Origin of the sequence: Arthrobacter sp. KNU40, from assembly GCF_051515115.1 — a bacterium.
Lineage (GTDB): Bacteria > Actinomycetota > Actinomycetes > Actinomycetales > Micrococcaceae > Arthrobacter.
Genome location: NZ_CP195850.1, coordinates 4614236 through 4636021, shown reverse-complemented (window position 1 = coordinate 4636021; position 21786 = coordinate 4614236). Strand labels below are relative to the sequence as shown.

Here is a 21786-nt window from a genome sequence, read left to right as displayed (position 1 = left end):
CGGAGCAATCGATGGGTTGAGCTAGCTGCCCCGGTACGTGGAGAACGCGAAGGGGCTGAGCAGGAGCGGCACGTGGTAGTGCTCTCCGGCGTCGGACACCGTGAAGCTCAAGTCCACTTCAGGGAAAAAGGTGTCCACGCCCTGCGCCTTGTAATACGGACCGGTCGCGAAGTTCAAGCGGTAACTGCCGCCGTCGACCTTCTCAGGGCCGAGGTCCTTGATCCTGCCGTCCGCGTCGGTGGTGCCGCTGGCCACGTGCTTCCAGCTCTCGCCGTCGCGCACGGAGAGAACGACGGCGACGCCGGCCGCCGGCCGCCCGGAACCGGTGTCCAGGATGTGGGTGGTTATCTGGGAAACGCTCATTTGTTGGGCACTCCTTCGCTGCTGACACTGGCTTCGCTGATGACGCCGGCAAGGCGCAGCACCGCGATTTCGCGCAACTGGCCCGCCACGATGACGTCTTCTTCTTCAGCGGTGTGGTTCAGTCGCTCTTGGAGGGAGGCCAGGATTTCGTTGGCTGTCCGGCCCGCAGCGCGGATGAGGAACACGCGGCCGAACTTGGCCTCGTACTCTCGGTTGCCTTCGGCCAAAGCGGTGACGACGCCGTCATCGCCGGGGTCGACGCCGGCCTGTTCGGAGCGGGACATCGCGGCTTCGGTGGTCTGGGCCTTGGGCCGTTCGCCGATCCGCGGGTGGTGGGCCATCGCAGCGGCCACTTCGTCGGACGTGAACGGCTCGGCGGTTTCCCGGGCGAAGTCGAGCAAGGAGTCCAAGCCGCTGAAGGGGCGCGCATCGGCGACGTGCTCCACCCAACGCTGGATGTCGAGGCATGGGCGGAGGACGTCGATTGCGTCCGCACGGTCCACGCTGTTGAATACTTCAAGCTGCATGCTTGTTCATTCCTCGTGCGAGTGCTGGCATCCATGGTGTTGGCTATGCGGAACTCCGGCGATTCCTACCGGATGGACCTGCGTGCCTCTGCACGTCAGGCCTTCCACATCATGGAACTGTTATTTCAGCATACGTAATAGTGAATCCAATGACTGCCGCGGTGTCAAGAGAATACCGCACCCTGGTCCTCCGCCCGCCCTCTGCCCTGCCCGCCCTGGGACGCTCGCTCACGTATGTGGCTATTTTCCCCGACGCTCGCTCACTTTTGCCGCCCTTTCCCGAAACGCTCGCTCACTTTTGCCGTCTGGTGGACAATGTCAGCAACGAGCCAAAGGAGTTCCGCCATGCCAGAGGTCCTGACGTCCCGGTATCTCTTCGGACCGGGTCCCAGCAATTGCTATCCGGAAGTGACCGCCGCGTTGGCGTTCCCGGTGATCGGGCATCTGGATCCGGTGTTCATCGAGCGCCTGGACCGGACCTGCGCTGGGCTCCGGACGGTGTGGGGGACCCGGAATGCCCGCACCCTACCGTTAAGTGCCACTGGTTCCGGCGGCATGGAGGCTGCATTCGTTAACACGGTGTCCGACGGCGATGTGGCAGTAATCGCCGTCAACGGGCTTTTCGGGGAGCGGATGTGTGAGGTTGCCCGGCGATGCGGCGCCACAGTGGTGCGCGTCGACCATGAATGGGGTCAGCCCGTGGACGCGGAGCGGGTCCTCGCCGCGCATCCGCACCCCAAAGTGATTGCCGCCGTCCATGCCGAAACCTCGACAGGTGTCCTGTCCGACGTCGCGCCCCTTGGCGCAGGCAAAGGCGACGCGCTTCTGATCGTGGACGCGGTGACGTCCATCGGCGGGTTGGAACTCCTGGCTGACGACTGGGGGATCGACGTCGGGTACGCCGGGACGCAGAAGTGTTTGGGAGCGCCCCCCGGCTTGTCCCCCTTCACGGTGTCCGAGCGCGCGTTCGAGCGGCGCATCAGGGAACCGCGTTCGTGGTACCTGGATATCGGCCTTCTGGGCGGGTATGTTGGCGCGGCGAGCGGCAGCCGGACGTATCACCACACTGCGCCGGTGACCATGATCGCCGGGCTGGAGGCCGGACTGGACCGCATCCTGACCGAGGGGCTCGCGGCTGTTCAAGCGCGGCACCGTGCAGCCGGGGCCGAGTTGCGCGACGATGGGGCTCGAGCTGTTTGCCGCCGAAGGCTCGCGATTGCCGAGCCTCACCACGGTCAAAGTGCCCGACGGCGTGGACTCGGCCGCCGTCCGCGCTTACCTTCTGGAGAACTTCAGTATGGAAATCGGCTCCGGTGCGGGTGCGTTTACGTCGACCGTTTGGCGGATCGGCATGATGGGTCCAAATGCCAACAGGGCATCGGTCAAGCTCGTCCTAGGCGCGCTGGAAGAAGCGGTCGCCAAAGCCTGACGCTCACTCACATATGGCGGCCAAATCCCAAACGTTCGCTCACCCATGCCCGGAAAATAGCGAATCCTCCTGCCGACCATGATCTGCAGGAGGATTCCACCATTTGGCCTTGTTTGTGAGCGCGCGTCGGCCCGGAAGGCCACATATGTGAGCGCGCGTCGGCCCGGAAGGCCACATATGTGAGCGCGCGTCGGCCCGGAAGGCCACATATGTGAGCGGGCGTTACAGGCCGAGCTCGGCCTTGAGGGCTGCTACGTGGCCCTGAGCCTTGACCTGGTACTGGGTCAGCCTGACCTTGCCTTCGCCGTCGAGCACTACGGTGGAGCGGACCAGGCCGTCTACTACTTCGCCGTTCACGAGCTTCTCGCCCCAGGCACCATAAGCCAGCGCCACGGCGTGGTCTTCGTCGGAGAGGAGCGGGAAGGTCAGGGAGAAGTCGCCGGCGAAGCGTGCGATCTTTTCTGGGGCGTCGGGGGAGATGCCCAGGACTTCGTATCCGGAGGACTGCAGGCTGGAGAGGCTGTCGCGGAAGTCGCAGGCCTCAGTGGTGCAGCCCGGGGTGGCGGCTTCAGGGTAGAAGTACACGATGACGTTGCGTCCGCGGTAATCGGACAGGGAGACCTTTTGGCCTTCGGAGTTAAGCAGCGCGAAATCGGGGGCCTGGGTTCCGGCGAGGAGTTTTTGGGTCATGTTGTGATCCTTGACTTGTCGAGCAAACCGCCGTGGCCGGCGATCAATCTATTGGTGTAACGGGCTGCCTAGATGCAGTATTCCGCAGGTCCGCGGACTGTGGAGCCGGGTCCGGGCACGAACTGGTAGCCGCCTCCACGCACTGTGGCGATGACATGGCGGGCTGAGCCCAGCTTGCGCCGGACGCGTCCAACATACACGTCGATGGACCGAAATGCCGCGCCGGGACAGTCAAGTGACTCCAGAAAGCGTTGCAATTCTTCACGTGGGATGGGGCGGGACAGGTTTTCCACGAGGTAACGGAGGAGGCTGTGTTCCATCGCCGTGAAGCTGACGGGGACCCCATCCAGGAGGACGGTGTTCGCGGCCAGGTCCACTGCCACGGTGCTGCGTCGGCCGGCCAAGGAGACCGGCGGGTTGGCAGCGGCGGGGCGGCTTCCGGCGTCGGGCGCTTCCGCCACAGCGGCGACGGACGCACCCGAGGAAGCCTCGGACGTTGCAGCTCCGGCGGCGGGCCAAAGGAGGACTTCCGCCCCCGGAGCAAGTTTGCGGGCCCGGGCCAGGACCGCTTCAGCGGCCCGGGCCCAAACCTCGGGATCGATCTCGCGGCCTTCGCCGGGCTGTACCCACACGGCGAGTCCGCGCGGGTGCATCCCGGGCCGAACCAGCCCGGGCCGAAGCGCGGAAGGCCGGGCGGCGGGCTGGTGCCGCGAGGCGTTGAGCCGTGCGGGCAGTTGCCCGTACGGGGCATGGACGTTGACGGCCACGGCTTGGCCTTACACGCCGCCGCGGCGAATCAGCTTGCCGCTGGGCGTCCGGCCGTCGATCTCGCTACCGCGCAGGTACGTTTTGCGTACGACGCCGGAGAGCGCCTTGCCGTCGTACGGCGTGATCGGGTTCTTGTGCTTGAGCTTCTTGACGTCGACGACGAACGCGTCGTCAGGCGCGAAGATGGAGAAATCGGCGTCGTAGCCGAGCGCCAGCTGGCCTTTGTTGTGCAGGCGGGCCAGGGCTGCGGGCTTCTCGGACATCCAGGAAACCACTTGCTCCAGGGAGATGCCGCGGTGCCGTGCTTCGGTCCAGATCAGTGAGAGCCCCAGCTGCAGCGAGGAGACGCCGCCCCAGGCCACGGCGAAGTCGCCGTTTTCCAGGTCCTTGAGGTCAAGCGTCGAGGGGGAGTGGTCCGAGACGATGCAGTCGATGGTGCCGTCCTGCAGGCCTTGCCACAGCAGCTCACGGTTGGAGGCCTCGCGGATGGGCGGGCAGCATTTGTATGCGGTGGCGCCGTCGGGGATTTCCTCGGCCATGAGCGTGAGGTAGTGCGGGCAGGTCTCGACGGTCAGGTGCACGCCGTCGCGCTTTGCCGAAGCGATCATGGGCAGCGCGTCCGACGACGAGAGGTGCAGGATGTGTGCACGCGCACCGGTCCAGCGGGCGCGTTCGATCACCTCGGCGATGGCTTTGTTCTCGGCGCCGCGGGGGCGGGAGGCAAGGAACGTTGAGTAGTGTGCGCCGCCGGGGTGGGGTGCGTGGTCGATCGCGTGGGAGTCCTCGGCATGGACGATCATGAGGGAGTCGAAGGACTTGAGCTCGGCCATGTCCTCTTCCATCTCGTCCGCGTCCAGGTGCGGGAACTCGTCCACACCGGAGTGGAGCAGGAAGCACTTGAACCCGAAGACGCCCTCGTCGTGCAGCGGGCGGAGGTCCTTCTTGTTTCCCGGGATGGCGCCGCCCCAGAATCCGACGTCCACGAACGCCTGGTCCTCGGCCACTTCGCGCTTGAGCTTGAGGCCTTCCACGTTGGTGGTGGGCGGGATGGAGTTCAGCGGCATGTCGATGATGGTGGTGACGCCGCCGGCTGCCGCAGCGCGGGTGGCGGAGGCGAAGCCTTCCCATTCGGTGCGGCCGGGCTCGTTGACGTGCACGTGGGTGTCGACCAGGCCCGGAATGAGGGTTTCATCGTCGCCAAGTTCGATGACTTCGGCGCCCTGCAGACCGTTGCCCAAAGGCTCGATGGCGACGATCACGCCGTTGCGGACACCGACTTCGCGGGCGGTGATGCCAGCGGTGGTGAGGATGCGCTGGCCTCGGATGACCAGGTCAAACGGGCCGTGTGCTGTGGTGGTTTCTTCAGACATGGAGTTGCTCCTTGGTCTCGGTTCGCGCTGCGTCATGGGTGGGTGCCGATTTTTCAGCGAGGCGCACGCCGATGTGCTTACCCAATTCTTCAAGCAGGGGCCCTGCTTCAGCTATGCATTTCTCTACATTGGATTCGAGCTCGGTCAATGCGTGGACCGACTCGAAACCGGACTCCAAAAGTTGTTCCGGGCTCAGCGTACTGCGGCCGCAGACGGCAATCACAGGGATCCCCGAACGCGCCGCCGCCCGTGCCACGCCCATGGGCGTTTTGCCGAGCAGGCTCTGTTCGTCGAGGCTGCCTTCGCCGGTGATCACCAGGTCCGCGCCCGCCAGCCGCTGCTCGAGTTCAGTGAATTCGAGTACGACGTCGATGCCCGGCCTGCGTGCCGCGCCCAGCGCCGCGATGGCGATGTAGCCGACGCCGCCCGCCGCGCCTGCGCCCGGTGCCTGTGCCGCGTCCTGGGCTTCGGAGCCGATCTCGCTGGCGAGGACCTGGACGAAATGGGCGAGGGCGGCGTCGAGCGAGGTGACGTCGTCCGGCGTCGCGCCCTTCTGCGGTCCGAAGATCGCGGCGGCGCCGGTGCGGCCCAAAAGGGGGTTGTCGACGTCGGACGCCAGGACGAACTCGGTGACCTCCAAGCGGACGTCGAGGTTCGAGAAGTCGATCCGGTCCAGGTGGGCCAGTGCTGCGCCGCCGCCGGGGAGCTCATTGCCGTCGGCGTCGAGGAGGACCGCGCCGAGGCCTCGAAGCACGCCGGCGCCGCCGTCGGTATTGGCACTGCCGCCGACGCCGAGGATGATGTGCCGGCAGCCGAGGTCCAGGGCCGCGCGGATGAGTTCGCCCGTGCCCAGGCTTGTGGAGCTTTTGGCCGTTTCGGTATTCGGGGCGCTGCCGTCGCCGAAGCCGGGCAGCACCGCGAGTCCTGAAGCCGCCGCCATTTCAATGACGGCTTCCTCGCCGCGGACTGCGAATTCGGCCGTGATCGGCTCGCCCGTGGGGCCCGTGACCGTGGCGCTGCGGCGGGTGAAGCCGGAGCCGACGGCGGCGTCGAGAGTCCCTTCGCCGCCGTCGGCCACTGGAATGAGCGTGGTTTCAAAGGCCTCGGCTGGCAGACTCGCCGCTGCGCGGCCGGCTGCGAAACCTGCCCGCAGTCCGGCGCTCAAGCGGCTGGCGACCTCGGGGGCTGACAGCGATCCCTTGAACTTGTCCGGGGCTATGACCACACGCATTCCGTACCTCCTTCAGTACTTACTAGTCCAGCAGGGCGATGATCGCAGTGGGTGCGTCTTCGCCGCGCTCGGCGAGTTCTTCGAACTCGTTCACCCCGTTGATTTCAACGCCCATGGAGATGTTGGTGACCTTTTCCAGGATCACTTCAACCACGACGGGAACCTTGAACTCGTCCATGAGTGCCTTGGCCTTGTCGAACGCGGCGGGCAGGTCCGAGGGGTTCTCCACGCGGATGGCCTTGCAGCCGAGGCCTTCAGTAACCTTGACATGGTCCACGCCGTAGCCCGCTGCCGTTGCAGAGAGATCAGTGCTGTTGATGTTCTCGAACGCCAGGGACACGTTCTGTTCCATGTTGAAGCCGCGCTGCGACTGGCGGATCAGGCCCAGGTACGAGTTGTTCACCACCACGTGGATGTACGGCAGGTTGAACTGAGCGCCCACGGCCAGTTCTTCGATCATGAACTGGAAGTCGTAGTCACCGGACAAGGCAACAACGGTTTCGTCCGGCTTGCCGCGGACCACGCCCAAGGCTGCGGGGCATGTCCAGCCCAAGGGGCCGGCCTGGCCGGCGTTGATCCACTTGCGCGGGCCGAAAACGTGCAGCAGCTGTGCGCCGGCGATCTGCGACAGGCCGATGGTGGACACATAGGTGGTGTCCTTGCCGAAGGCCTTGTTCATCTCTTCGTACACGCGCTGCGGCTTGATCGGCACGTTTTCGAAGTGGGTCTTGCGCTGCAGGGAACCCTTGCGTGCGGTGCACTCGGCGACCCAGGCGGAGTAGTCCGGCAGGGACTTTGCTGCCTGGCGCTCGCGGGCCAGCTCGATCAGCCCGTCCAGCGCCGCACCGGCGTCGGACGCGATGCCGAAGTCCGGCGAGAACACGCGGCCGATCTGCGTGGGCTCGATGTCGATGTGCACGAACTTGCGGCCGGCGGTGTAGGTGTCCAGCCCGCCGGTGTGGCGGTTGGCCCAGCGGTTGCCGATGCCGATGACGAAGTCGGAGGCCAGCATGGTCTCGTTGCCGTAGCGGTGCGAGGTCTGCAGGCCCACCATGCCGGCCATCAGCACGTGGTCGTCGGGGATGGTGCCCCAGCCCATCAGGGTGGGGATGACCGGAACGTTCAGCAGTTCGGCCAGCTCAACCAACTGCGCGGAGGCGCCGGCGTTGATGATGCCGCCACCGGCGACGATCAGCGGCCGCTCGGCTGCGGTGAGCATGTCAAGTGCCTTTTCCAGCTGCTTGCGGCTGGCCTTCGGCTTTTCGACGGCGATGGGCTCGTAGGCGTCGATGTCGAACTCGATCTCTGCCATCTGCACGTCGAACGGCAGGTCCAGCAGGACCGGGCCCGGACGGCCGGAGCGCATGAGCTGGAACGCCTTCTGGAAGGCGCCCGGGACCTGGCCCGGTTCCAGGATGGTCATGGCCATCTTGGTGACCGGCTTGGCGATGGACTCGATGTCCACGGCCTGGAAGTCTTCCTTGTGCAGCTTGGCAACGGGGGCCTGGCCGGTGATGCAGAGCATGGGGATGGAATCTGCCCAGGCTGCGTACAAGCCGGTGATCATGTCCGTTCCTGCAGGGCCCGAGGTGCCGATGCAGATACCGATGTTTCCGTCCGCTGCACGGGAGTAGCCGTCAGCCATATGGCTGGCGCCTTCAACGTGGCGGGCCAGGGTGTGGCGGATGCCGCCGTGTGCCCGCATCGCGGAATAGAAGGGGTTGATTGCCGCGCCTGGCAGGCCGAACGCCTCGATGGCGCCTTCCTTTGCCAAGATGGCGACGGCTGCGTCTACAGTGCGCATCTTCGTCATGGTGTGCTCCTTGAAAGCTTTTGGTGCCCGCTACGGGGCTGAATTTGGATGTACTGAGCGAGCCGCCGTCGTGAAGAACGACGGCGGTTGCCCGGTTTTGCTTGTTTCCGGCCTGTCGCCGGGATGCTTTAGTTGCGGCCGCTGAGCTGGAGGACCTGCTTGAAGAGGCCGGAGTGGTCGAGTCCGCCGTCGCCCTGGTTGACAGTGGCGGCGACGAGCTGCGCGACGGCGGCGCCGAGCGGGATTGCGACGTTGGCTTCGCGGGCTGCGGAAGTGACGATGCCGAGGTCCTTGTGGTGGAGGGCCAAGCGGAAGCCGGGGTCGAAGTTGCGATCGAGCATCTTCTGGCCCTTCTGGTCGAGGACCTTGGAGCCGGCCAAGCCGCCGCCGAGGACCTTGAGGGCTGCGTCGGTGTCGACGCCGTAGGCCTCAAGGAAGGCGATAGCCTCGCCGAGGACCTCGATGTTGACGGCCACGATCAGCTGGTTGGCTGCCTTGACGGTCTGGCCGGAGCCGGAGGGACCGACGTGGACGATGGTCTTGCCGACGGCGTTGAGGACATCCTGTGCTGCTTCGAAGTCGGCTGCGTCTCCGCCGACCATGATGGACAGGACGGCGTCAATGGCACCCTGTTCGCCGCCGGAAACCGGGGCGTCGAGCGGGCGGATGCCGGCCGCGACGGCGTCTGCCGAGAGGCGGGCGGCAACGTCCGGGCGGATGCTGCTCGCGTCGATCCAGAGAGTGCCCTTCTTCGAGTTGGCGAAGACACCGTCGGGGCCGCTGACGACACCTTCGACGTCGGGGGAATCCGGCACCATGGTGATGACGACGTCGGCGTCCTTGACGGCATCCGCGATGCTCGTGGCACCCTTGCCGCCTTCGGAGACGAGCTTGTCGATCTTGTCCTGGCTGCGGTTGAAACCGGTGACGGCGTGGCCGGCCTTGACAAGGTTGATGGCCATGGGGAGGCCCATGATTCCGAGTCCGATAACTGCAACGTTGCTCATGATTTTCCTTACTGAAGTCTTTGTTTTAGCTCAGGTGTGCTGGACCCAACTAGCTCGCAGTTGTTGTCGTTTTGAGGGCTCTAAACGACAACAACTGCTACTCAGTTGGGCGGGTTCGCTAGTGGGAGGTGGCGCGCTGGCGGATGGCCCAGCTGAAGGCCGTTTCCTGCGGTTCCTTGTACTCGAGGCCGATGTAGCCCTCGTAGCCGAGTTCGCGGCTGCGGGCGATCCATTCGCCGAGGGGAAGCTCACCGGTTCCGGGAGCCCCGCGGCCAGGGTTGTCGGCGATCTGGATGTGGCCGAAGTCCTTGGCGTGGTTCTCGATGACGGCTGCGACGTCGTCCCCGTTGACTGCCAGGTGGTAGAAGTCGGCGAGGAGCTTGACGTTCGTTGCGCCGGATTCTTCCTTGACGCGGGCGATCACCTTGAGGGCGTCGGCGGCCTTGAGGAGGGGGTACTTGGGGGCGCCGCTGACGGGTTCGAGGAGGACGGTGCCGCCGATGCGTGCGACGCCGTCTGCTGCGCTGGCCAGGTTCTCGGCGCCAATGGCGTCCTGCTTGTCGGCCGATTCGCCGTCCACGCGGTTGCCGTAGAGGGCGTTGAAGGCCTTGCAGCCGAGCCGCTCGCCGATTCCTGCGACGACGTCGATGTTGTCCAGGAATTCGGAAGAGCGGGCGGGCCAGGAAACCAGGCCGCGGTCGCCGCCAGGCATGTTGCCAGCGTTGAAGTTCAGGCCGGTGAGCTGAACGCCAGCGTCCTTGATGGCGTTCTCGAACTCGGTTACCTGGGCGTCCGACGGGACGGAAGTCTCAAAGGGCCACCAGAATTCGACGGCGTCAAAGCCGGCAGCCTTCGCGGCCGCGGGGCGCTCGAGCAGGGGCAGCTCCGTCAGGAGGATGGAGCAGTTCACTGTGTACGTCATCGTAGGTGTCCTTCCGGGGGAGGGCTTGGATCCATCTTCCGCTTGGCTTGTTCTCTTGGGCTAGTTCGCCGTGGTGAGTTTCCGCTTTGTGGAATTTAGATTCTGCTTTATGAAAAGTTTAGGGAAGGGGGGGGGTGGGAGTCAAGGGGGTCTTCGGTGGGGAGGGGGTTTGGGATACCAAGTGGGGCGGTTGGGTGCGCTGGGAGGGGTGGGCTGGCCACGACCCTTGGATTCACGGCGCTGGAGCACAGGGGAGAGGCTACGCGGGCGATGGTGCGGAGGACGTGAGGTTGAGTTTGCGTTGACCTGAGCATAAGGAAACCTTGTGTGTCCGTCTACGTGTTGCCACGTTTCCGTCTACGTGTTGCCATGTTTGACCACTTAGATTCGTCAACTGCACCACTTAATTCGTCGATTCCTGCACTGAGTCGCGATTTTCGCCCTTAGTCTTCGTGCACGGGTTCCGAACTCGGATCCGAACCACAGAAGACATTGGGGGATTCATGGAAAAGCGCGTATCGGTTGCCCGGAAAGTCCTGGCATCAACCTCAGCCCTCGCTATTGCGACCATCGGAATAACGGTCGCGTCTCCGGTCGCGACCGCATCGACCACGCAGGGCCAGAGCGAACTAGATCAGGTTCTAGCCTCCAGGCCCTTCGAAGGTGCGCAGAGCCAATCATCGCCTCAAGCTCCGCCTGGTGCTCAAACGCAAAGGGTCGAATTCGGGGACGGGGGTTCGATGAGCATTGTCGAGGCCAGCGGCCAGCGACTGACCGTACAACCGGTGGCGACATCAGAGCGCAAATCTGTCAAGCAGTCGAAAGGCAATGTAAAGGCTTCGACCCTCAACGTGGATAAGCGTCACTCTTACGTTTTTGCTCAGCGCGGTGACGAATCTGGAGCCGGTTTCGTCGTAATCAATAGCGAAGCCGCTCCGCGCTCGTTCGCCTTTGATTTCACGTTTGATGGCCGCCCCGCGGACGTTGTCGTTGCAAGCGATGGCTCGGCGGTGGTCCTGGACGCCGTCGGGCAAGTCGTCAACTACATCGCCGCCCCTTGGGCACGCGACGCAAATGGAAAGCAAGTGCCGACCAAATATTCATCCTCGGGGAATAGGCTAATCCAGCACATCGAATTCGGAAAAAGACGGCATTTCCCGTGGTAGCCGATCCTCAATTCAGCTGGGTTGGGATCATCCCCGTTGTGGAATTCAACAAGGCAGAGACGGCCCTTTCAGGGACGGCTGGGGGAGTTCTCAGGGTGTGCTCAAAGCTATCCTTTGGGACTCCAGTTGGCCTAAGCGCTTGCGCAATTTCCGCGGTGCAGATCGCCGTACAGGCGGTAATCGCTCACTCAAGGGGTGAATGCATCAGGCTAGCACCCGCCCCGATTGGGGCGATGGCCTTCCGTTACACTGGCGGCTATTGCCGCTGATCTTTTGCCATCACAGTAAGGGATAAAAATGCTGTATTACATGGATGAGCTCATGACGGCAATGAATGCGACCCCGGGACGACGCCGATTCAACGTATTTGGCAGTGTGCTCATCATTTTGATAGGCGTGGTCGTCGTTAGTGTTGGCCTGCCAACTCTGGTCTTCTTGGCGATCTTTTGCGTAGACCTCGTCGTGTATCTGATTCTCGTCGTTCGATGGGCCCGAAAAGACGCTTTGGCGGCCTATCGCCAAACAGAGAGCGAACCTTAGCGTCTGCCTTTCGATGAATTCCTTTGAACCCGGAAGGCCTGACATTGATTTACTCATCAACGGTCCGAACCATCGCCACCATTCTTGTACTCGCGTGTATCGCCGGCAGTATCGTCGTGGGGCTGCTGCACGAACCGAGGACTCCACTGCTTGCGTGGATGTCCCTGACCGTTGGAGCGATCTCCCTATTAGCAGTGCTGGCAACAAAACGAAGTCCCAAGCGGGATGCGGTTCTGTTCATCATCAGTGGGATGGCTGGCGGGGTGTTCATTGGAGCCGCGAAGGTGGACTTCCCGGGAACGCTTCCGATATGGCTCTGGACGATAGGCGCCTTCTGTATCGGAACCGCGGCCCTCATCGTCGACGCGGAGTCTGCCCAAAGCAAATCCGTCGATCGTCTCTAGGCGCGGGCAATGGGAAGTCTCAGAGCGGCCTACAAATTCACGGGAGTGCGCATACTGGCGGTCACGGGATGGCCGATATCCATTCGGACACTCGTGGTGCTCGGAACAGCCAGCGGGGTTGCTTTCGTCTGTGCTGTTCTGGCCGGATCGCTATTTGTGATGCGGCTGCTGCATGAGGCGTTGTCCTTCGACGGCGCACACGCCTATGCGGGCGGCAACGCAACGATGGCAATCATCCTGTTGGCGCTCGCCGTCTGCCTCTATATCTCCGTCGGTGCGCTACTTCTCAAACAGCGAAGAAGTGAGATCGATGTTTCCGGCCGTCCAGTCCACCCTCCCGCAGCTCATCGATTCACCCAAAGGAAACGGCCTGAACTATTTTCGAGCGTTGACCGCGATGACGAACGCAAGTCGCTCCGGATTGGGGTCAAACGACTTCGACAAGGCGGCCGAGGGGCTCCGGACTCTGAAAGGCTGCGAAGAATTCCCGTCCTTGTATCGGATGGAAGCAGACAGGTCGTCACCTTGTAGCCTCTCGATTTCAGCCGCCATGATCGCGGTCCCGGGGGCCTACGACTTCGGGGAGAACAAATGACCTCGGTACTGCGTCTTGAGAACATCGCCAAGTCTTTTGCAGATGGGCGCGGGACGCGACAGTTGGTCCTTTCGGGAGTCAGCCTGAACGTCCAGCCAGGTGAAATCGTCTGGCTGCGAGGTGAGTCAGGAACTCACGGCGTTGGAAAATGTCCTCCTCGCCAGCAGCCAACCCATGACACTCGCAACGATTGCGGAACAGTTGGATCGCTTCGGTCTTGCGGCGGTCGCTGACCGGCAAGCGAAGAGGCTTTCCGGTGGGCAGCAGCAAAGAGTCGCGCTTTGCCGCGCACTGATCAACGAACCATCGCTGCTATTAGCGGACGAACCAAGTTCGGGTCTTGACGCGCCAAACACTGAAGCCATCCTGGACGCCATGCGAACGGGCGCCAACAGCGGGTGCGGTGTCCTCGTCGCTTCCCACGACCAAGTCTTCCAGCAGGTGGCCCACCGTCAGCTTCCTATGAAGGAGTTGCTCCTTGAACAGAAATAGAGTCTTTGCTGCGAGGTCAGTGCGGCTTTCTCTATCGAAATTGAGGCCACTCGCGGTATTCATTTTCGCCGACAGCATCGTCGAGGCCAGCATAAGTTCATACTCAAACAAGATCACCACTAACTCCGCCCTGAATTACGTTGAGGTGACATCAGTCGGTCCAGACTCAGCCCGCGAGATCACCGACGACTCGTTGTCCCGGTTCGACCAAATCGATCATGTGGTGGAGTCCTCCGGCTGGGCCCAAATTGACCTCGCCATAGACGATCCTGCGAATTGGCCATCTCAGAACAACCCCGGTGCATTCATGGGGACGCCATTTATCAGTGGCATTGCCCCAAAAGTACTGCTCGGAGACGTGCCCGGAGACGGCCCTGGGGAAGGCCAGATCCTGCTTCCCGACAAGGGACAGGGCCAGAAATACGCTCAGTTGCTCGGCGAAGAAATGAGGTTCGTGTACACAAAGGAAATCGGCCCCGGCAACGGGGAACCCGTTTCTATTTCTCTCCGTGTGTCAGGTATCTATGACAACTCGTCGCCCGGTACGGATGGCGCGCAGGCCGCGTACGTGTCCAGCAAGGTACTTAAGTCAACACTCGCCAACGCCCGGCCAAATGCCAAAGGGTTAACGTATCCCCGCGCATTTATTCGCGTTGACTCAGCAGACGAGGTGGTCAATGTGCAAAACCAAGTCCGAGCCCTCGGGTACTCAGTGAACAGCGTCGCGGGCCAAATCCGGTCCCTGTCAGGCCTCTTCGCTCTTCTTGCCCTCGTCAGCTGGGTGATCGGTGGCTTCCTGATCATCTTCTGCCTCGGGGTCGGAGTGTCGGTTGGTGGCAGTTGGATTAAGCAGAGGGCCCGCGAAGTGGGTCTCCTCAAGGCCATCGGCTGGTCGGGGGCCTCGATAGCGGGCGTTTACATGATCGAGTTGGCAGCAGTGGGTCTCATCATTGGCCTGGTTGGGGCGCTCCTTGGAACTCTTTGCTCCGTCATAGGAACGACGGTCTTCAGCGGACTGCAGCTCGACCTCTTACCGGTGGCTGCGTGGGCAATGCCGAACTGGCTGCTCGTGCTGGGAGCACTCTTCTGCGTGCCGTTGTTCTTATGCCTTGGAGCCGTTGGACACGTCGCAAGACTCGCCCGGCTCGACGCGGATTCCTCGATGAGGGACCTGTAGATCCCCTAGTGCCGGCTTGGCTAGAACTCAGCGGACGGAGTGAACTTCGAGTCCCTCTATACCTTCGAAATCTGCGGTGTTGAGCGTGTAGAGGGGGAGGTCATTGGCGATCGCGGTTGCCGCTATGAGGGCGTCGTAAGCTCGTGCTTTGGGTTTACGACCATTCCGGCGCAGCGATGCGGCAACCTGACCGAAGGCCCGAGCGCAGGCCGCATCGAAGGGGAGCGGATCGAAGTCTGCTTCCGCCTGCTGGAGGTGCGCCTGCCGCGCAGCCCGTTCCTTGTCTGTGGCGGCAACCAGAGGGCCGACGGAGAGTTCCGCGAGGGTTACGGCGCTGATGAGGCATTCATGAGGCAACACGGACTCGGCGAGGTCTCCGAGCCCGATGACAGTGGATGTGTCCAAGATTCCCCGCTCCGGGGTTCCCTGGGTCACAGCCCCGCGTCCAGGATCTCGTCCAGATCTGCTCGGAATGTTTCAACGTCCACGCGCGGCAGATGCCGGCGGCTGGCGATCAGCTGTTCTGTCCGGCGGCTGCGTCGGCGCACGGGCTGAAGCTCGGCCACCTCGTGGCCGTCGCGGGTAACGATCAACGTCTCGCCATGAGCGACCCGCTCAAGGACTTCGCCGCCATGGTTCCGTAGCTCGCGCACTGTCACAGTTCCCATGCACTAAGTGTATCACCGGTGATACAGGCGAGACTCAGCTCTCGTTCGCCGCAAAACGCGCAGGAGGTCCGGCTGCCGCTATAGAAGCCCCTCCCCAATCTCCCGCCCGATCCTCCGCAGCAGCTCCGCCGACAGCGCCGGATCCTTCGACGAGTCCTGGTCCGTGTAGTCCGCCAGCGCGTAGACACGCGAGAGCGACATCTCGGACCACCGTTCCCGAGGCAGCAACGAGCGGCCCGCGACGGCGATGATCGGCCGGGTGCCCGAGCGGCGTGCGACGGCGGCCGGCAGCTTTCCGGCCAAGGTCTGCTCGTCGATGCTGCCCTCGCCGGTTATGATTTTCGCCCGGATGAGGTTCTCCGGCCTATTAATGTCAGTGGTCCCTGGGAGGCTTGTCTTATGGAAGGCATTCAGGGAACGCAGCTGATCGGGATGGGCGCGCCAGTCGGCGACGCGGCTCCGGATGCTGTCCCGTGCTTCCAGGTGCGGGATTTGATCGAAGCCGTGAGATCGCTTCGGCCAGGCCCCGAGAGTACTGAACTGATAAACCAGTTGCGTGGTCTTGAGGATCTGAAGTCCGCGGCCGCCGCCGCGCAGGCGAGGATCGCGGTCGCGTTCGATGCCGCCCAGCGCAGCGCCGACGCTGCCGCCGGCGTTCCGGCCGACGAACAGGGACGCGGGGTCGCCGCGCAGGTGGCCCTTGCCCGGCGGGAGTCCCCGGCCCGCGGATCCCGGCTCCACGGACTCGCGAAGGCGCTTGTGAGCGAAATGCCGCGCACCCTCGCCGCCCTCGAGACCGGACAGCTGAGCGAATGGCGGGCGACCCTGCTCGTGAAGGAAACAGCCTGCCTGTCCGCAGAAGACCGGTGCGCCGTGGACGAGGAACTTGCCGCCGACACCGGAGTCTTCGACGGCGCCGGAGACAAGACCATCATCGCCGCGGCCAAGGCCGCGGCGTACCGGCGGGACCCCCGCTCCGTCACGCAGCGTGCGGCACGGGCCGCCGGGGAACGTCATGTGAGTCTGCGCCCGGCACCGGACACCATGACCTACCTGACCGCCCTGCTTCCCGTTGCCCAGGGCGTGGCCGTGAACGCGGCCCTGACCCGGCACGCCGACACCCTCCGCAACGCCGGGGACACCCGCAGCAGGGGGCAGCTCATGGCCGACACCCTCGTCGAACGCACCACCGGCACCCCCGCAGGGATTTCCGGGGTGGAAGTCCAGCTCGTCATGACCGACCGCACCCTGTTCCAAGGCGATGCCGACCCCGCACGCCTGCCCGGCTACGGCATCGTCCCCGCCGGCTGGGCAAGGACGCTGCTCGCCGCCGAGGGAACCGGCAGCCACAAGGAACCCGGCCAAGCTGCACGGGTCCAGTCCGGGCAGGACCAGGATCTCAACGTCTGGCTCCGGCGTCTCTTCACCGCCCCCGGGACCGGGGAGCTGGTCGCCGCCGATTCGAGGGCCCGGCTGTTCCCGGCAGGCATGCGGCGCTTCATCCAGGCCCGCGACGACACCTGCCGCACCCCGTACTGCGACGCACCGATCAGGCACATCGACCACATCATCCCCTGGCACGACGACGGACCCACCAGCCTGGCCAACGGTGCGGGCCTGTGCGAAGCGTGCAACCACACCAAAGAACTCCCCGGCTGGACCGCACAAACCGGAACCGCAAAACCAGGTACCGGGACACGGCATGTCCTCGACATCCGCACCCCCACCGGACACACCTACCGGTCCACAGCCCCACCCCCGCCAGGCACTCACCTGAACGGAGACCCGCCCATCATGGCGGCACACTATTTCGGGACCCTGTTTCGTCGGCGCCACAGACGCGAACTACGCCAACCAGCCTAGGCACTGCCAGTACCAGACCAGCCGTGTACTGGTAGTGCGTGCGATCAGAACACGGGACCTCCCGTCTCGCCCAGCGGGTACTCGCGCTGGAGCTGTGCAACTTTCGGGTCGTCCTCGTCCGCCCCGTAGTCCGAGTTCCGCGTGATGTCCTTTCCGTCGGGGAGCTTCATTGCGCGGAAGACCAAGGAGAGTACGGCAGCAACGATGAGGTTGATCGCGAACGCCACGACGGCGATGTAGACCTGTACGTTGGTGCCCGGGATGGCGGCGATGGAGCCGCCGAAGTTGGCCTTCGTCACGGGGTTGACCACGTTGTACGCCGCGACGGTGCCGTAGATGATCCCGGCCGCCCAGCCTGCGAAGAGCGCCCAGCGGTGGAACCAACGGGTGTACAGTCCTGCCACGATCGCGGGGAAGGTCTGCAGGATCCAGATGCCGCCGAGGAGCTGCATATTGATGGCGGCCGACTGGTCCATCGCGATCACGAAGATCAGCGCCCCGAACTTCACCACAAGGGAGGCGATCTTAGAGACCTTCGCTTCCTGCCGCGGGTCGGCGTCGGGCCGGATCAGGTCGCGGTAGATATTGCGGGTGAACAGGTTGGCGGCAGCGATCGACATGATGGCGGCGGGGACCAACGCGCCGATGGCGATAGCCGCCAAGGCGATCCCGGCAAACCATGCGGGGAAGTTGTCCAGGAACAACTGCGGAACCACCAGTTGCGGATTGACGGCACCGTTCAGGTCAATGGGCTTGGTGCCCGCAGAGATGGCCGCGTAGCCAAGAAGGGCAAGGAATCCCAGCATCAATGAGTACAGCGGAAGCACCGCGGCGTTCTTGCGGATGGTGTTCCTGCTCTTCGTCGCCAGGACCCCGGTGACCGAGTGCGGGTACATGAACAACGCCATGGCCGAGCCAAGGGCCAGCGTCCAGTACGCCGAATAGCTCGCGGCACCCGGGATGAAGACGCCGGCCGGCTTACCTGTCGCCGGGCTGATGGCGTCGAGTTTCGTCTGGGCCGCACCGAAGATGTTGTCCCAGCCCCCGAACTTGATCGGCAAGTAGATCACAGCGACGATGACCGCGAGGTAGATCAGGAGATCTTTCACGACGGCGATGAGCGCCGGCGCCCGAAGGCCCGAGGTATAGGTGTAGGCGGCCAGGACCACGAAGGCGATGATCAGCGGAAGGTCAGTCAGCAGCACATTCTGCGCGCTGCCGAGGCCCAACACCGTGAGAACGGCTTTGATGCCAACCAGTTGCAGCGCGATGTAGGGCATGGTGGCGACAATGCCAGTGAGGGCCACCGCAACCGTCAGTGCCCTGCTGCCATAGCGCCCGCCAACGAAGTCAGCCGGTGTGACGAACCCATGCCGGTGCGAGACCGACCACAAACGGCTCATCAACAGGAACACGATCGGGTAGAGCACGATCGTGTACGGCACCGCGAAGAAACCGCTCACGGCACCAGTGGCCCACATCGCCGCCGGCACCGCCACGAACGTGTAGGCCGTATAGAGGTCCCCGCCGAGCAGGAACCACGTCACCCAGGTACCGAAACCGCGTCCGCCGAGTCCCCACTCATCGAGACTATGCAGGCCGGTTTCCTTGCCCGCGCGCCAGCGTGCGGCGAAGAAGCCCAGGACAGCCACCAGGATAAAGAGGACGACGACGACCGTGAGCGCGACGCCGTTGACGGGCCGGTCCGCTGTGGTCGCCAGCGGGAGGGTGAGCCCTCTCATTGTTCCCGCTCCTCGGTGCGTGCGCCGCGCGCGGCCTCGCGGCGGCGACGGTCCTCCTTGCTAACCAGCCAGTAGGCGACGCCGACCATTCCCGCCGTGATCGGGACCCACAGCATTTGGTACCAGTAGAAGAACGGCATGCCAGCGAGCCGCGGCTGATCAATCGAATACACCGGGACTAGCAGCGGAACCAGAATGGCGATGGCCAGCAGGATTCCGGCCACAATATACGGACCGGGCCGTGCTGGCCCCCGGGTCGGCACATCGGGAGATGACATGGACGCCTCCTCATAGAGACGGCCCCCGGAGCGGGATGGGCTTCCCGGGACGTGCCGGTGGCCTGACGGACCATACATGCACCGGTCCACCAACAGAATAGAGTCTGGATTAATTCTTTGACAGGGGAAGTGGTCCCGTTTTTTGACGCGCGCTCAGCACTGGAACAGCGGAGGGCGGCCACCGATGCCGGTGACCGCCCTGCCAAATGGGATCTGGCTAGCCGTCAGGATCCTTCGCGGCCGGTTGGCTGCTGGAACCTGAGCCGGAACCGATCACGCTGTGCTGGGGTTCGGGCATCTTCGAGTCAGCACCGTTCACTGACTGCCAGATGGACTTGTTGAACAGCTGCTCATCAATCTTGTCTTCGGTGGCAGTGTCCTGGGTGGCTATCTGGGGGGCCATCGGAGCGTTTGCCCCGTTGACGGTGGTCATGTCGTAGCTGGGCTTGAGGGCGGTGTACGGCGTGTTGTCCGGCTTGGCCGTGAACGACGCGTTCATGGGAGTGGCGAAGGCGTCGAACTGGGTCAGCGGACCGATGCCGGCGATGAGGCCGATGGTGCGGACCATCGAAGCCGTGCTGTAGAAGGTTGAATCGACTTTCCCGGTCTGGGTATAGGGGCTGATGGCCAGTGCCAAGGTGCGGTGCGCATCCACGTGGTCCGGGCCGTTCTGAGCGTCATCCTCCGTGACGAAGATGGCGGTGTCCTTCCAAGCGGAAGAGTGGGACACAGTGTCCACCAGCTTGCCGAGCGCGTAGTCGTTATCCGCGACGTAGGCCTTCGGCGTGGGGGCGCCCACGCGGGTGGCTTGCGTGTGGTCATTCGGCAGGCGGACGAACTGGACCGTGGGAACGGTTCCGGATGTCACTTGGGACTGGAAGTCCTTGGCCCATTCTTCAATACGTGGGGTACCGCAGCCAGGCTTCAGCGGTGCGAACGAACCGGCTGAATCAGGGCAGCTCAGGTCGTAACCGTGGTAGTTGTGGTCGGTCTGCGCATCCAGGACTGGGTCCGCGGCGTTGAACGTGCCGGCGTTGTTGGAAACGTAGAAGCCGTAGTTGCGGAAACTGACCCCTGCCTTGGCGAGCCGCTGCCAGACGTACGTGTTGTCAGGCTGTTGGGCCGCGATTTCAGGGGCATTTCCTTCGCTGGGATACGGTGCCTTGCGGCCCGAGTAGTTGGCAGGCCACATCTGCTCTGCGTACGGGTTCGAGTTGGCAGAGGCCACCCAGTTCCAACCGTTGGCGCTGACTTCAGCATCGGCGTAGAAGTTGTCAATGGTGGTGAACTTCTTGGAGAGGGCCCGCATATTCGGCGCAGACTCGTCGCCGAAGAGATTCAGCGAAGGATCTCCATTGCCCTTGCCGAGGCTTCCAAGCACCTGGTCGTAAGTGCGGTTTTCCTTGACCACGTAGATCACGTGTTTGATGGGACTCTCTTGACCTGGTTGGCGCGGGATGATGTTGCCACCGGCGGTGTCCGGGCGGTTGTTGTTTTTGACCTGCTCGCTGGCCTTCTGCAACTGGCCGCCCTCAGGCACGCTGAAACTGCTCAGCGTGCCAGCGATCATCGATCCGCTGTACTGGTTTTCGGCGGCCGGTGCGGTTGACTCCGGGTTCGGGTGCCCAGGTCCGTTGTTAGGTCCGGCGCCCAGCCCCTTCGCGTTGGTGACATGCAATGTCCCGCCGATGAAGGCGAGCGAACTCGGGTACCAGCCGACAGGCACTACACCGGCCACTGCGTTCTGGGCAAGGTCGACGACGGCGACGTCGTTGTTCCCGGAGTTGCTCACGAAGAGGCGGTGCCCGGCTTCGTCCAGGGCCAGTCCGGTGGGATTGGTTCCTACCGGTGCGCCCTTTTCAGGTGCGACGCTGACACTCGAGCTTGTGCCGGCGGCCGTATCGACAACCGAGACGGTGTCGTCGTCGCCGTTGGCGACGTAAAGCGTACGGCCGTCCTTCGACAGGACGGACTTGTTGGGGTGGAGACCCACCGTGACGGTGCGGGAAACCTTCGGCTCGGCCCCTGTGATGTCCACCGCGGAGAGGTCCGAGGCGCCCTGGTTGGTGACGAACGCCGTCGTGCCATCCGGGGAAACCGTGACCGAAAGCGGTCGGTGACCGGCCGGCGTCGTCGAGACATTGCCAGTGGAGAGCTCGACGACGGACACGGCGTCAGCGAGCTGATCTGCAACAACCAGCCGCTTGCCGTCGGGCGTGATCGCCAATCCGGCCGGGAAGAGGTTGAGTGCCTTGCCCGCGGGCGTCGTGGTGGGAAGCTGGATGGGCGCACCTTCTGCCAGTTTGCCGCCGGAGTAGCTGTAGGTGCGGATCTTGGAGTTTGCTGCTGCGCTGGCGTAGAGCTTGGTGCCGTCAGGGCTCCACGCCAAACCCATGTAGAGGGATTCCGGGGACTTGTAAGAGATGGTCTGGTCTACCTCGTGGTCTGCGAGATCGACGAGTTGCAGTGACTGCGTACCTTGACCGTTGTTGGTGACCGCGAGCCTCTTGCCGTCGGGAGAAATGGCTGAGTTGAGCGGGAGGTCTCCGAGTGAGGTCTGCTGTCCGGTTGGCGTGACGCGCATGCCGATTGACGTGACTGCCGTTCCGTCCTCGTGGGGGCCGGCGAACGTGGAAACCGCCGCGAACGCGGCGCCGCCGACGAGCACACAAGACAATGTTCCGATGATGACCGGGATTGTTTTGAATTTCATGGTCCAAAGCTAGGAGCCGTGAAACACG

21 protein-coding genes and 2 pseudogenes are annotated in these 21786 nt (G+C 63.7%); 8 read left to right on the top strand and 15 right to left on the bottom strand.

Going from position 1 to position 21786, the window contains the following annotated elements:
• Positions 1 to 21: 21 nt before the first annotated feature.
• Both uraH and uraD read right to left on the bottom strand, forming a co-directional pair.
• Complete coding sequence (gene uraH, locus ACSKT0_RS21530; RefSeq protein ID WP_437771544.1) at positions 22 to 363, bottom strand: hydroxyisourate hydrolase; 342 nt, start codon at positions 361 to 363, stop codon at positions 22 to 24.
• A complete protein-coding gene (gene uraD, locus ACSKT0_RS21525) occupies positions 360 to 890 on the bottom strand; it encodes a 2-oxo-4-hydroxy-4-carboxy-5-ureidoimidazoline decarboxylase (protein WP_437771543.1) in 531 nt (176 codons plus the stop codon). The genes uraH and uraD overlap by 4 nt, the downstream gene beginning before the upstream one ends.
• 345 nt (positions 891 to 1235) lie before the next feature.
• Between uraD and ACSKT0_RS21520 the strand changes: the two are divergent.
• Positions 1236 to 2319, top strand: a pseudogene (locus ACSKT0_RS21520) (pyridoxal-phosphate-dependent aminotransferase family protein).
• A gap of 222 nt (positions 2320 to 2541) precedes the next feature.
• Here the strand turns inward: ACSKT0_RS21520 and bcp are convergent.
• The 7 genes from bcp to ACSKT0_RS21485 all read right to left on the bottom strand — a co-directional run bounded on the left by bcp (position 2542) and on the right by ACSKT0_RS21485 (position 10120).
• Entirely contained in the window at positions 2542 to 3009 is a 468-nt protein-coding gene (gene bcp, locus ACSKT0_RS21515) for a thioredoxin-dependent thiol peroxidase (RefSeq protein WP_265978736.1), read from the bottom strand.
• Between the two features lie 68 nt (positions 3010 to 3077).
• Positions 3078 to 3776 (bottom strand): winged helix-turn-helix domain-containing protein, encoded by a 699-nt coding sequence (locus ACSKT0_RS21510; protein WP_437771542.1) that lies wholly within the window; start codon positions 3774 to 3776, stop codon positions 3078 to 3080.
• A gap of 9 nt (positions 3777 to 3785) precedes the next feature.
• The gene (gene allB, locus ACSKT0_RS21505; protein WP_284752969.1) at positions 3786 to 5147 is read right to left on the bottom strand and encodes an allantoinase AllB; all 1362 of its coding nucleotides are present in this window, start codon (positions 5145 to 5147) and stop codon (positions 3786 to 3788) included.
• Positions 5140 to 6378 carry a glycerate kinase gene (locus tag ACSKT0_RS21500; RefSeq protein WP_437771541.1) on the bottom strand — a complete coding sequence of 413 codons (1239 nt, stop codon included), beginning with the start codon at positions 6376 to 6378 and terminating at the stop codon, positions 5140 to 5142. Before ACSKT0_RS21500 ends, allB begins: the two co-directional genes overlap by 8 nt.
• Positions 6379 to 6400: 22 nt before the next feature.
• Positions 6401 to 8191, bottom strand: a complete 1791-nt coding sequence (gene gcl, locus ACSKT0_RS21495; RefSeq protein WP_437771540.1) for a glyoxylate carboligase — start codon at positions 8189 to 8191, stop codon at positions 6401 to 6403.
• A gap of 128 nt (positions 8192 to 8319) precedes the next feature.
• The gene (locus tag ACSKT0_RS21490; RefSeq protein WP_437771539.1) at positions 8320 to 9198 is read right to left on the bottom strand and encodes a 2-hydroxy-3-oxopropionate reductase; all 879 of its coding nucleotides are present in this window, start codon (positions 9196 to 9198) and stop codon (positions 8320 to 8322) included.
• A gap of 118 nt (positions 9199 to 9316) precedes the next feature.
• On the bottom strand, positions 9317 to 10120 hold the full coding sequence (locus tag ACSKT0_RS21485) for a hydroxypyruvate isomerase family protein (protein WP_437771538.1): 804 nt from the start codon (positions 10118 to 10120) through the stop codon (positions 9317 to 9319).
• Between the two features lie 740 nt (positions 10121 to 10860).
• Here ACSKT0_RS21485 and ACSKT0_RS21480 point away from each other — a divergent pair.
• The 6 genes and pseudogenes from ACSKT0_RS21480 to ACSKT0_RS21455 all read left to right on the top strand — a co-directional run bounded on the left by ACSKT0_RS21480 (position 10861) and on the right by ACSKT0_RS21455 (position 14494).
• Complete coding sequence (locus tag ACSKT0_RS21480; RefSeq protein WP_437771537.1) at positions 10861 to 11286, top strand: hypothetical protein; 426 nt, start codon at positions 10861 to 10863, stop codon at positions 11284 to 11286.
• A 309-nt stretch (positions 11287 to 11595) separates the two neighbouring features.
• Entirely contained in the window at positions 11596 to 11826 is a 231-nt protein-coding gene (locus tag ACSKT0_RS21475; RefSeq protein ID WP_437771536.1) for a hypothetical protein, read from the top strand.
• Positions 11827 to 11870: 44 nt separating this feature from the next.
• On the top strand, positions 11871 to 12230 hold the full coding sequence (locus ACSKT0_RS21470) for a hypothetical protein (protein ID WP_437771535.1): 360 nt from the start codon (positions 11871 to 11873) through the stop codon (positions 12228 to 12230).
• Positions 12231 to 12239: 9 nt separating this feature from the next.
• Positions 12240 to 12761: a hypothetical protein gene (locus ACSKT0_RS21465; RefSeq protein WP_437771534.1), complete on the top strand. Its 522-nt coding sequence runs from the start codon at positions 12240 to 12242 to the stop codon at positions 12759 to 12761.
• A gap of 238 nt (positions 12762 to 12999) precedes the next feature.
• A pseudogene (locus tag ACSKT0_RS21460) lies at positions 13000 to 13098 on the top strand (ABC transporter ATP-binding protein); the annotation flags it as partial.
• A 364-nt stretch (positions 13099 to 13462) separates the two neighbouring features.
• Positions 13463 to 14494, top strand: coding sequence for an ABC transporter permease (locus ACSKT0_RS21455; RefSeq protein ID WP_437771533.1), 1032 nt, complete (start codon positions 13463 to 13465; stop codon positions 14492 to 14494).
• 27 nt (positions 14495 to 14521) lie between these two features.
• Here ACSKT0_RS21455 and ACSKT0_RS21450 read toward each other — a convergent pair whose 3' ends face one another.
• From ACSKT0_RS21450 to ACSKT0_RS21440, 3 genes are all read right to left on the bottom strand, one after another.
• Positions 14522 to 14899: a type II toxin-antitoxin system VapC family toxin gene (locus ACSKT0_RS21450; protein ID WP_437771532.1), complete on the bottom strand. Its 378-nt coding sequence runs from the start codon at positions 14897 to 14899 to the stop codon at positions 14522 to 14524.
• A gap of 26 nt (positions 14900 to 14925) precedes the next feature.
• On the bottom strand, positions 14926 to 15162 hold the full coding sequence (locus ACSKT0_RS21445; protein WP_437771531.1) for a type II toxin-antitoxin system Phd/YefM family antitoxin: 237 nt from the start codon (positions 15160 to 15162) through the stop codon (positions 14926 to 14928).
• Between the two features lie 78 nt (positions 15163 to 15240).
• Positions 15241 to 15465: a hypothetical protein gene (locus ACSKT0_RS21440; protein WP_437771530.1), complete on the bottom strand. Its 225-nt coding sequence runs from the start codon at positions 15463 to 15465 to the stop codon at positions 15241 to 15243.
• Positions 15466 to 15561: 96 nt separating this feature from the next.
• Here ACSKT0_RS21440 and ACSKT0_RS21435 point away from each other — a divergent pair, with 96 nt between their 5' ends.
• Positions 15562 to 17025, top strand: coding sequence for a DUF222 domain-containing protein (locus ACSKT0_RS21435; protein ID WP_437771529.1), 1464 nt, complete (start codon positions 15562 to 15564; stop codon positions 17023 to 17025).
• A gap of 44 nt (positions 17026 to 17069) precedes the next feature.
• Here ACSKT0_RS21435 and mctP read toward each other — a convergent pair whose 3' ends face one another.
• The 3 genes from mctP to ACSKT0_RS21420 form a co-directional block, all read right to left on the bottom strand.
• Positions 17070 to 18767 carry a monocarboxylate uptake permease MctP gene (gene mctP / locus ACSKT0_RS21430; RefSeq protein ID WP_437771528.1) on the bottom strand — a complete coding sequence of 566 codons (1698 nt, stop codon included), beginning with the start codon at positions 18765 to 18767 and terminating at the stop codon, positions 17070 to 17072.
• Positions 18764 to 19045 carry a DUF3311 domain-containing protein gene (locus ACSKT0_RS21425; protein ID WP_437771527.1) on the bottom strand — a complete coding sequence of 94 codons (282 nt, stop codon included), beginning with the start codon at positions 19043 to 19045 and terminating at the stop codon, positions 18764 to 18766. The genes mctP and ACSKT0_RS21425 overlap by 4 nt, the downstream gene beginning before the upstream one ends.
• Positions 19046 to 19262: 217 nt before the next feature.
• Entirely contained in the window at positions 19263 to 21758 is a 2496-nt protein-coding gene (locus tag ACSKT0_RS21420) for an alkaline phosphatase family protein (protein ID WP_437771526.1), read from the bottom strand.
• Between the last annotated feature and the right edge of the window lie 28 nt (positions 21759 to 21786).

Excerpts from the sequence above, each read along its gene's own strand:
- ACSKT0_RS21465 (WP_437771534.1), top strand. The coding sequence starts at position 12,240 with ATGGGAAGTCTCAGAGCGGCCTACAAATTCACGGGAGTGCGCATACTG.
- uraD (WP_437771543.1), bottom strand. The coding sequence starts at position 890 with ATGCAGCTTGAAGTATTCAACAGCGTGGACCGTGCGGACGCAATCGAC.
- ACSKT0_RS21500 (WP_437771541.1), bottom strand. The coding sequence starts at position 6,378 with ATGCGTGTGGTCATAGCCCCGGACAAGTTCAAGGGATCGCTGTCAGCC.
- uraH (WP_437771544.1), bottom strand. The coding sequence starts at position 363 with ATGAGCGTTTCCCAGATAACCACCCACATCCTGGACACCGGTTCCGGG.
- ACSKT0_RS21490 (WP_437771539.1), bottom strand. The coding sequence starts at position 9,198 with ATGAGCAACGTTGCAGTTATCGGACTCGGAATCATGGGCCTCCCCATG.
- bcp (WP_265978736.1), bottom strand. The coding sequence starts at position 3,009 with ATGACCCAAAAACTCCTCGCCGGAACCCAGGCCCCCGATTTCGCGCTG.
- ACSKT0_RS21475 (WP_437771536.1), top strand. The coding sequence starts at position 11,596 with ATGGATGAGCTCATGACGGCAATGAATGCGACCCCGGGACGACGCCGA.
- ACSKT0_RS21420 (WP_437771526.1), bottom strand. The coding sequence starts at position 21,758 with ATGAAATTCAAAACAATCCCGGTCATCATCGGAACATTGTCTTGTGTG.
- gcl (WP_437771540.1), bottom strand. The coding sequence starts at position 8,191 with ATGACGAAGATGCGCACTGTAGACGCAGCCGTCGCCATCTTGGCAAAG.
- ACSKT0_RS21445 (WP_437771531.1), bottom strand. The coding sequence starts at position 15,162 with ATGGGAACTGTGACAGTGCGCGAGCTACGGAACCATGGCGGCGAAGTC.
- allB (WP_284752969.1), bottom strand. The coding sequence starts at position 5,147 with ATGTCTGAAGAAACCACCACAGCACACGGCCCGTTTGACCTGGTCATC.
- ACSKT0_RS21425 (WP_437771527.1), bottom strand. The coding sequence starts at position 19,045 with ATGTCATCTCCCGATGTGCCGACCCGGGGGCCAGCACGGCCCGGTCCG.
- ACSKT0_RS21485 (WP_437771538.1), bottom strand. The coding sequence starts at position 10,120 with ATGACGTACACAGTGAACTGCTCCATCCTCCTGACGGAGCTGCCCCTG.
- ACSKT0_RS21480 (WP_437771537.1), top strand. The coding sequence starts at position 10,861 with ATGAGCATTGTCGAGGCCAGCGGCCAGCGACTGACCGTACAACCGGTG.
- mctP (WP_437771528.1), bottom strand. The coding sequence starts at position 18,767 with ATGAGAGGGCTCACCCTCCCGCTGGCGACCACAGCGGACCGGCCCGTC.
- ACSKT0_RS21435 (WP_437771529.1), top strand. The coding sequence starts at position 15,562 with ATGGAAGGCATTCAGGGAACGCAGCTGATCGGGATGGGCGCGCCAGTC.